Here is a 10,099-nt window from a genome sequence, read left to right on the forward strand (position 1 = left end):
ATCTTCGCCGAGACCCTGGAAACGGCGGGATTCTGGACGGCGCTGCCCGGGCTGTACGCGGCCGTCCGAGATGCGCTCACCATGACGCTGGCCGCCGCCGGCCTGGCACCGGTCGTCATGTGCCACATTTCTCATCTGTACGCCACGGGGGCTTCGCTCTACTTCACCGTCGTCTGCGGCGAGGGCGACGACCCGATCGGGAGCTGGCGGGCGGCCAAGGCCGCGGCCACGGACGCGGTCATCGCCACGGGCGGCACGATCACCCACCACCACGCGGTCGGGACGGAGCACCGGCCCTGGCTCGGCGCCGAGATCGGCGATCTTGGTGTCGAGGTGCTCCGGGCGGTCAAACGGACACTGGACCCGGCCGGCATCCTCAACCCCGGGGTTCTCGTCGCCTGAGGCACTACCGGGCGCATCGGGTCGACCCGGGAGCCTGGGTAGGCCGGGAGCCTGGGTAGGCCAAGGGCGTGGAGACCATTGCCGCCTGTGTGGTTGTCCTGTTCTTCCTGCTGATCCCGGTGGTCATCGTCGGTGCGGCCCTGGGCTGGGCCTACCACCGTTGCGCGCCGCTGCGGGCCCGGGCGGCCGTCGAGGCCGCCCGGGAGCAGCGGGCCCACCCCTGAAGACCGGGCCGGGCGTTCCGTCGATCCCCGGGATGTCCGGACAGCGTCTCCGTCAGGATGAGGCCATGAGCACCGGACCGTGCGAGCCGGCTCCGGGTTACCCCGGCGGGCCGGGCGGTGGCGTCGACCGTGATCGTGACCGTGATCGTGACCATGCCGGGGACCGTGCCGGCGGCCGTGCCGGGGACCCGGAGTTCGCCCCGGCGACCCGCGGCCTCGTCGTCGTGGGACCGGGGGCGAGCTTCGGTTCCGACCTGTTGCGCCGGTTTGGCCGGGAGGGGCTCGCCCTGGGAGTCGTCTCCCGGTCCGCCGACACGCTGACCCGGGTGAGGGACGAGCTCGCCGAGGACGGCCTGGCGGTGCACGGCGCCGTCGCCGACGTCACCGACCAGCCGGCCCTCACCACGGCCATCCAGCGGGTGGCGGCCGACGTCGGGGGGCTGACGGTGCTTGTCTACAACGCCAAGCTCAGCATCCGCGGCGGCGCCCTCACGGTGAAGGCCGAGACGATGAACCAGACTCTTGCGGTGAACGTCACGGGCGCGCTCACCGCGGTGCAGGTGGCGGCAGACCTCCTCGTGGACCGGCCGGCCGCGACCATCCTGTTGACCACGGCCGGATCGCGCACCGAGCCGGTGGCCGGCCGGTTCGCGCTGGCGATCGGCAAGGCAGGCCTCGCCGCCCTCGCCGATGCGGTACGGCCGATGCTGGCCGCGCGGGGTGTCCGGCTGCGCACGGTGGTTCTCGACGGCAGGGTGGACGCTGCGGGCCCGCTACGTCCGGGGGTGGTCGCGGACCACTTCTGGCAGGCGTTCGCCGCCCCGCGTGGCGACGTTTTCCGGCTCGCGCCGGCTAGACGGGACACTCCGGTGGCGCAGCTCCCGCTGGAGGTGTGAGCTGGTGGCGGCGGTGACGCTGGTGACATGAGTGACGGCCGGTGATGGCTGGCGGATCATGCTCCTGGCGGTGGCCGATGGTATCTGGTTTGCCCGGTCTGGTCGGTCAAGTCGGGGATCCGACACCGATGTCGCATGGATGATCGGACCCGCGGCCGTGCGGAAGGCACGGAGCATGCGACGATCCGGCAGGGCCAGGCACAGGACAACCGCCAGGCGGACATCGACAGGGCGACGGCGTGCTCCGGCGCGGCATGGCAGGAGATGGACCGGTGAACGACGGACGTGACGGTGATGGGCAGCAGCCTGCGGACAGCACCCATGTGATGCCTCCGGACGGTGATGGGACGCGGCCCGCGAACCAGAACAGGCCGGCCCGTCCGGGCGCCCCGGTGGGACCACCGCCGCCTGCGGAGTCCTTCCGGCCGATGGGACCACCGCCGCCCGCGGACTCGTTCCGGCCGGCGCGGCCGGCCGCGCCGACCCGGAGGGGTGACCCGCCGGCTGGTTATGACCCGTGGGCCGGCTCCGGCGCTCAGGGTGGCTACGACGGCACCGCGGTCCTGGGTGCGGCGCCCGGGACCACGGGGATGGGGAACATCACCGCCCGCGAGGGCGGCGGACCCCATGATCGGCTGCCCGGCGCCGCCGGCGGGGGCGGTAGAGGCCCGGAGGGATTCGCCGTGGCGCCAAGCGGCGGCACGCCCGCCGTGCCCGCCAAGCCGCGTCGCCGGCGCCGGAAACTGCTCATCGCGCTGGTCGCCCTGATCGTCCTGTTCGTCGTGGGCGACCGGGTCAGCGTGGTGATAGCCAAGGATCAGATGCGCCAGCAGGTCGAGGCCGGCGTGGCCGAGAACATCAAGCCGGGTGATCCCGTCCCGACGGTCAAGAGCGTGAGCATCGGCGGATTCCCGTTCCTTACCCAGGTCCTGTTCGGGAAGTTCACCAACATCGGAGTGGAGATCGAGGGCATCCCGACGCCGGGCCCGAAGATCTCGTCGGTGAAGGCCAATCTGAAGGGTGTACACGTACCGCTCGGTGATGCCATCACCAACAATGTCGGGCAGGTGCCCGTCGATCGCGTGCGGGCCACTGTGGATATGACCTACAACGACCTCAACGCCTACCTCGCCGGGCAGCAGGTGCAGGTGAAGCCGGTCGACGGGGGAAAGGAGATCGAGGTGACTGGCACCGTCAACGTGCCGGTGCTGGGTACCCAGCAGGTCGGTGGGATCACGACGTTCGAGGTCCGGAACAACATGCTCACCCTGGTGCCGAGTGAGGTGAAGCTCACCGGAGCTGTGAACCTCGGATTCAGTGTCCCCGGAGAACTTCTGCCGTCCATCCCGATCCCGATCTCCGGTCTGCCATTCCATCTCCGCATCGTCGAGGCATCCACGAACGCGACCGGTCTCTCACTCACCGCGACCGCCGAGGACGTGGTGCTCCCGGCGTCCTGAGCCCTGAGTGGCGGTCCTGAGCCCTGACATGATTTCCGCCACAGTTGCGCCGACCCGGAATGCCTCGCGCGCGGTGGTCGAGCCGTACCGACCGCCCTCCCCGCGGTCAGGGCCCGGATCGGATCCGGTCGAGGCCGCCCATGGCCCCTCTCTCCCCGGAGTACGTCCTTCCCGGAGTACGTCGACCTTCCCGCGGAGTACGTCGACCTGTCGACGATCGTTCGACGCGCGGCACCTCCCGGCGTTTCATCAGCCGATTTCCGGTGGCCGTCCGTTGGCTGATCGTCCACTTCCGTGGCGTGCGTCCCGGGTGCCGCCGAGGCCTGCAGCCGCTGGTCGGATCGGCGACAGCTGCCACTGTCGGGGACCGTCGACCATCATTCTCATAGGGTGCCGGACGGGAACATGCGTCATCGTCGTCGCTTCCGTGGCACGGTCATCGAGACGATCTGACCACCCAGGGTGACGTGGCCCGGAAGGTTTCGTGCAGGGTAACCGGTAAATCGACCGATCATGAGGCGGCAGGAACCCGAGAGATGCCCGGAAGTCGACGCGACGGCAACGATCGCCGTTCAGCTGGTGGTAAATCGTCACCCGGGGTGGATCAAGGTCATCCCTCGACGCTACGATCGGGCATCCGGCGTGATCCGGCGGCTCGAGTGGCCGCGTGAGGTGGTGACCCGGCGCGCCATGATGACACCGCAGTACCTGGTAAAACCGCACAGCGTAGTGACACCGCACAACGTAGTGACAAGGTGGAGTTCGGCGGGACATCCCGGCCAGCGTCCCGTCGCGAAGGGGGAAACACGTGCAGACGACCTTCCTGAGAGTCGTCACCGAGGCCGGTGCGGCTACCGTGCCGGCCGAGGCGCAGTTCATCATCGGCCGTGCCCGGACCGCCGACTACGTCATAGCGGACAGCCGGGTCTCCCGTCGCCATCTCCTCCTTGAGCAGACCGGCAACGGGTGGGTCGTTCGGGACATCAGTTCCAACGGCACCTGGATCGACGGGCAGCGCATGCCCGAGACCGTCCCGGTGCACGGTGAGGTGCGGCTTCGTCTCGGCACTCCGACCGGGCCCGAGGTTGTCATCCATCCCCAGGTGCCGGAAGGCCGCAGGCCGCTGGACGAGCCGGAGTACGACCCCGGCTACGACATGCAGACGATGCTGCCCAATGCTGCCGGTTACTCTCCGCCACGACCCACGGGCTCCTCGAGGGGTGGGCGCGGGACCTCGCATCAGGGGCCGACCGATCCGTCCCAGCGCGGGCACGACTACGACGACCAGGGTCGGGACGAACGGGTGAGTGGCGTCACCAGCCTCGAGCAGGAGCACGAGCGGCGAACCACCTATCGGCTGCGCCCGGGCACGATGTCGATCGGCCGTGCCCGTGACAATGACATCGTCATCACCGACCTGCTTGCCTCCCGCCGGCACGCCGAGCTCTACATCGGCCGGTCTGGCCTGCAGATCGCCGACCTCGACTCCGCCAACGGCGTGTTCGTCAACGGTCGTCGGATCAACCGGGCGTCCGTCGGCCAGGGCGACGTCATCGCCGTCGGTCACCACGTCTTCCAGCTCGAGGGCGACCAGCTCGTCGAGTACATCGACTCCGGTGACGTCAGCTTCGAGGCCGACGCCCTGAACGTCTGGGCCGGTCAGAAGCAGCTCATGCACGACATGACGTTCAAGCTGCCCGGCCGGGCGCTGCTGGGCGTCGTCGGGCCGTCCGGGGCGGGTAAGTCGACGCTGCTCAACGCGCTCACCGGCTTTCGCCCCGCGGACAAGGGCACCGTGCGCTACGCCGGCCGGGACCTCTACTCAGAGTATGACGAACTGCGGCGCCGGATCGGCTACGTGCCGCAGGAGGACCTGCTGCACACCTCGCTCACCGTCCGCAAGGCACTCGAGTTCGGCGCCGAGCTGCGCTTCCCGCCGGACGTCACGAAGGCGGAGCGGCGCACCCGGGTCGACGAGGTGCTCGCCGAGCTGGGCCTCACCCAGCACGCCAGCACCCAGGTCTCCCGGCTGTCCGGCGGCCAGCGCAAGCGGACCTCGGTGGCCCTGGAGCTGCTGACCCGGCCGACCCTGCTCTACCTCGACGAGCCGACCTCCGGCCTCGACCCGGGCATGGACAAGAACGTCATGGAGTCGCTGCGCAAGCTCGCGGACGACGGCCGGACGGTCGTCGTGGTCACCCACAGCGTCGCCCAGCTCGACCTGTGCGACTACATCCTCGTCCTCGCTCCCGGCGGCTACGTGGCCTACTTCGGTCCGCCGCAGGACGCGCTGCCCTTCTTCGGCAAGCGGGACTACCCGGACGTCTTCCTCACCCTGGAGGCGACGCCCGGGGCCGAGTCGGCCGCCAAGTTCCGCAACTCGCGGTACTACGTGCCCGCCTCGATCACTGCTCCGTCGGCCCGGCCGGCTCCCGAGGAGCTGCCCTCGCTGCGGCAGCAGTCGGTGATCTCGCAGCTTGTGACGCTGAGCCGACGAACAATGGCCGTCGTCGCATCCGACAAGTCATACCTGCGGCTCATTATCGCCTTCCCGTTCCTGCTCGGGCTGATACCCAGGGCCATCGGCGGGAACTTTGATCTCACGGCCGAACAGGCCAAACAGTTCTCGCCGAACTCGGATGCCCCGACAGTTCTTTTGATCATGGTTCTCTGTGCCTGTTTCATGGGAATGGCGAACTCGGTCAGAGAGATCGTCAAGGAACGGGCGATCTACCGAAGAGAGAGAGCCATCGGTCTGTCCCGGACCGCGTATGTCGGTTCGAAGATCCTCGTTCTTGTTGTGATCACTGTCGCCCAGGCGATCCCGTTCACGTTGATCGGTCTTGCCGGGCGAACGCCGGACAAGGGTGTCGTGCTCGGGAACGCCCTGCTCGAACTGCTCATCGCCGTGATTGTGGTCTCGCTCGCGTCGGCCATGCTCGGGCTGGTGATCTCGGCGATGGTCGACAATGCGGACAAGACCATGCCGCTCCTGGTACTGATCACCATGGCCCAGCTCATCTTCAGCGGTGGCATCGTGCCGGTGAAGGGCACGCCCGGTCTGGAGCAGATCAGCTACATCGCGCCGGCCCGCTGGGGCTTCGCGTCGATGGCCTCGGTCGGTGACCTGAACCGCATTACCCTGGCCGGCGTGCTGCGGCCAGACAACCAGAAGCCGGTGAACCCGAAGGTCGTCGACGACCCCTTCTTCGACCACAGCGCCTCGGCGTACCTCACCGACATCGTCGCCGGTCTCGTCGTCGGCGTCTTCCTCGTGATCATTACTTCCTTCCTGATCCGCCGGATGGACCCGAAGACCGTCAAACGCGCCACCGCCGCACCGGTCAGCGGCCCACCCCGCTAGGCCCCTTGCCTATCCAGAGGGATAAATCAGACACAAAAGCCTCTGGATAGGCAAGGAAGCCGGGAGCCTCGGGCGTCCCGGGTCCCCGGGTCCCGGGTCGGCCGGCGGGATTCACGCTTCGGCAGGGCCACCTGCACGGGCTCGGAGAAGTGCCATCCGGACGACTTCCGTCGTTCTCGCCGCTTCCGTCGTGACATCGTGCCAGGTGAAGCGCAGAACATCCCAGTCGAGACGGACGAGGTCGTTCTGACGTGCCCGATCGCGATGAAGAGCCTCCGGCTCACCGTGCGGCCCGACGCCGTCCGCTTCGATCGCGACCCGCAGCGACGGCCAGGCGAGATCGAGCCGTGCCACCGGCCGGCCGTGCCGGGGATCGTGGACTATCCATTGAAGCTCGTCCGGCGCCAGCCCGGCGTCATCGAGAAGGAGCCGCGCACGCGTCTCCAGCGGTGACTCTGCCCGCCCGTCGATCTTTGACCACCATCCGTCCGCACGATCACCATCGCGGCGTTCCTGCACGCGTGTGCGAAGATCGAACAGCTCGTTCCGGGATAGACGGCGTTGGTGAACAAAAGCGTCGAGGACACAGATGAACAGCTCACGGTCGCACAGTAGGGCCAGATCTTCCAACGTCCGGGCAACCGTGGTGGTACGGATGCCGTCGAGGTCGATGGTCTCGCCACCGCGAACCGTCATCCAATGCCGGTGACAACCGCGACGCTGACGAAGTCCCCCCTCACCGGGCAGCGCGACATCGACGGGTTCGTCGGGCCGCCAGCGGGAGAGGGCGGGAAGGCCGTGCAGTCGGGCCGCGGTACGTCCGCAGATCGTCCCTCCGACGATCGACAGCGCCGCTCGGGCACGGGCCCGGATTTCGTCCCGAACGGGCGGCACGAGCAACGTGCCCCGCACCGGGGAGGTCCAGCCGTGCCTGCGTCTACGAACGCTGATCGCTTGGTCCGACATCCCGAGCTGCCGGGCATGCCGACGGGTGATCATGTCGTCCTGCTTGCGGGCGAGTGCGACGACCTTCTCATAGGACTGGGTCACGTCCCCAGTGTCGATCACGGTTCGAGCATCCTGCCGGGCTCGTTCGCGATCTGTGCATAACCGGCCCCTCTCGCCGGCTTCCTTGCCTATCCAGAGGCTTTTGCGCCCGATTTATCCCTCTGGATAGGCAAGGAGCTCAGCCGGCGTTCCAACGGGCGTGGCCGTTGAACCCGCCGGTAGTGGTGATCTTGCGGTCACTATCGTTCGGATTGTTCGGATCGTTCGGATGCAGAACGTAGAGTTGCCGGTCACCAGGGTCCGTGGGATTGCGCTGCCCGCTGAAGGCGATGCGACCGTCCGGCGCGTAGGCCGGGTCCTGGTCGTCCCCGTGCACCCGGGTGAGCTGCCGGACGTCGGTGCCGTCCGAGTTCATCTCGAAGATCTCCAGATCGCCGTTCTTCGCCCGGGTAAAAGCGATCTTCCTGCTGTCCGGGGACCAGACCGGGTCCGAGTCCCCGTTGCCCTGGTCCTGCGTGATCGGGGTCGCCTGGGCATCCGGTTGGGCCGGGATCACCACGATGAAGCCGCGGTCGCCACCGGTGTTGTTCGACCAGTAGGCGATCCGCTCGCCGTCCGGCGACCAGGCGGGGTCGGTCGCCTGCGGCTTCGCGTTGAGCCGCCGCACGCTCGAGCCGTCCAGTTTCACCACATACAGGCCGGGGTTCGGCGTTCCGGTCTGATCCCTGGTGGAACGGACGACCAGGAAACCGCCGTCGGGGGAGAGCGAGGGCCGGGCGTCGTCCGCGATCGCCAGCCCGGCGGCCGGGCCCGAGGTGAACAGCTGTACCGGTTTCCCGGAGCCGTCGGCGGCAATCGCCTGCAGCGTATTCGGGCTGCCCTTCTTGAAGTAGACGATCGTCTTGCGATCGTCGCTGATCGCGGGCAGCATCTCCTGGTCCGGACCGGTGACGATCGGCTTGTCGTTCGCGAGCAGCCCGTTGTCCGTGACCTGCCCGGTGAACAGATCGTAGTTGCCGTTGCGATTGGACGCGTAGACGAGGGTGTCCTTGCCAAGCGGCTGGGCCGCCCTGGGCAGCGTGAAGGCCGCTGATTGGGCCGATGGGGCTGGTTGGGGCGACGTGGCCGGAGCCCCGGAGATAGTGGCCGGATTGGCCGCGTCGGTCCCGGAGCCGCCGTCATCACCCGCGCTGAGGGCGAGTACTCCCGCGAGGATCGCGCCGACGACTACGACACCCCCACCGACGAGCAGCGGGGTGCGGTTCCTGTTCCCGCCCGCGCCGCCCTGCCGGCCGGGACCATCGGCTTCACCGCCCCCGGGACCGCCGGGACTCCCGTGACCGCCGGCACCGGCGGGTAGCCGGGTCGGGGCGTCCTGGTCGACGGTGTAACCGCTGCTGACGGGGGCCGTTGCCGTTGCGGGGAAGCCGGCCCCGTGGGGCCCGGTGCCGCCCGTGACCGGTGCGCCCGGGCCGGGCACTGGCAGCTTCCAGCCCTGCAGGATGTTCGTGACGTCCTGCGGGTTGACGGCGGCGGCAGCGTCCGGGCCGGTGCCCGACGGGTCGCCGAGCAGGCGCAGCATGAGCTGCTGGGCGCTCGGGCGGGTGCTCGGGTCCTTGCGCATCGCGTGCCAGACGATCGGGCGCAGCGCCGGGTCGACGTCGTCGAGCCGCGGTTCCTCGTGTAGGGCGCGGTAGAGCAGCACCTGCGCCGAGGCCTCACCGAAGGGGTAGTGCCCGGTGGCGGCGAAGGCGACGAGGCCACCCCACGCCCAGATGTCGACCGCCGAGGTGATCGGCCGGCTCTCGATCTGCTCCGGGGACATGAACGCCGGCGTCCCGAGCTGCTGGAGATCGCCGGTGAGGTTACTGCCGGCGTCCACCGCCCGGGCGATACCGAAGTCGATCACCCGGGGGCCGAACGGTGAGAGGATGACGTTCGCGGGCTTGAGGTCGCGGTGCACGATCCCGGCGCTGTGGATGGCGGTGAGCGCCGCGGCCACGCCGACCGCGAGTTGTTCGAGGTTGGCATCGGCGAGCGGGCCGTTGCGCTGGACGTACCGGGCGAGGGTCTCGCCCTCGATGAACTCGGTGACCAGGTAGGGCCACTCGGCGTCCGGATCGGCGTCGAGCACCTCGGCGGTGCAGACCCGGGCGACTCGCCGGGCGGTCTCGGCCTCCAGCCGGAACCGGGCTCGGAACTCGGGGTTCCCGACAGCCTCGTTCCGGATCACCTTGATGGCGACGAGCCGGCCCTTCCCGGAGCGGCCCAGATAGACCATGCCCATTCCACCCTGGCCGAGTTTGCCCAGCAGCGTGTACGAGCCGAGCTCGTGGGGGTCGTCCGGGCCAAGGGGGGCGGATCGTGCCGCCACACCCGCATCCGATGACATTATCGACCTGTACCCCCACTCGCCGCGTGCCGACCGCGGCCTCGCGCGGGAACGCCGCGCAGGTCGCGGGCCCGCCGGTGGACGCGCACCGACTCTTGATCCATCACGGAATGTCCCGATCAACCATTACGGTCAACCGCTGGCAAAATCTTAGGCGAGAGTGACCGGGCACCGGGCTGTCGGGGCCCCGATAGCTCCCGCCACCTCGATGTCAATGCAGCGACAGGCATTCGGCGCCCGCGTGGCTTCTGTCATCCGGTCACGTCCTGCCTCCTGGTCGGCCGGGGGGCGACCAGGGGCGGTCGGGGTCTCTGACCGGGTACGGCCGGGGTCGACCGGGGTCGACCGGGGCC

At 69.0% G+C, this 10,099-nt stretch carries 7 protein-coding genes; 5 read left to right on the forward strand and 2 right to left on the reverse strand.

The annotated features are described in order from the left end of the window. The 5 genes from AC08OV_RS20380 to AC08OV_RS20400 all read left to right on the forward strand — a co-directional run. Nucleotides 1-402 (forward strand): FAD-linked oxidase C-terminal domain-containing protein (locus AC08OV_RS20380; protein ID WP_476620127.1); only part of this gene is annotated, 402 nt, incomplete at its 5' end. 68 nt (nt 403-470) lie between these two features. Further along, complete coding sequence (locus AC08OV_RS20385; RefSeq protein ID WP_462186483.1) at nt 471-626, forward strand: hypothetical protein; 156 nt, start codon at nt 471-473, stop codon at nt 624-626. Between the two features lie 65 nt (nt 627-691). Continuing rightward, nucleotides 692-1,522 (forward strand): SDR family NAD(P)-dependent oxidoreductase, encoded by an 831-nt coding sequence (locus tag AC08OV_RS20390; protein WP_476614505.1) that lies wholly within the window; start codon nt 692-694, stop codon nt 1,520-1,522. 428 nt (nt 1,523-1,950) lie between these two features. Next, complete coding sequence (locus AC08OV_RS20395; protein WP_476620128.1) at nt 1,951-2,982, forward strand: LmeA family phospholipid-binding protein; 1,032 nt, start codon at nt 1,951-1,953, stop codon at nt 2,980-2,982. A gap of 808 nt (nt 2,983-3,790) precedes the next feature. After that, on the forward strand, nt 3,791-6,346 hold the full coding sequence (locus AC08OV_RS20400) for an FHA domain-containing protein (protein ID WP_476614507.1): 2,556 nt from the start codon (nt 3,791-3,793) through the stop codon (nt 6,344-6,346). 111 nt (nt 6,347-6,457) lie between these two features. Here the strand turns inward: AC08OV_RS20400 and AC08OV_RS20405 are convergent, their stop codons facing one another. Continuing rightward, a complete protein-coding gene (locus tag AC08OV_RS20405) occupies nt 6,458-7,414 on the reverse strand; it encodes a hypothetical protein (RefSeq protein ID WP_476614508.1) in 957 nt (318 codons plus the stop codon). Nucleotides 7,415-7,532: 118 nt separating this feature from the next. Continuing rightward, nucleotides 7,533-9,746 (reverse strand): protein kinase domain-containing protein, encoded by a 2,214-nt coding sequence (locus AC08OV_RS20410; protein ID WP_476614509.1) that lies wholly within the window; start codon nt 9,744-9,746, stop codon nt 7,533-7,535. Between the last annotated feature and the right edge of the window lie 353 nt (nt 9,747-10,099).

Source organism: Frankia sp. CeTa3Moorea (assembly GCF_978021225.1).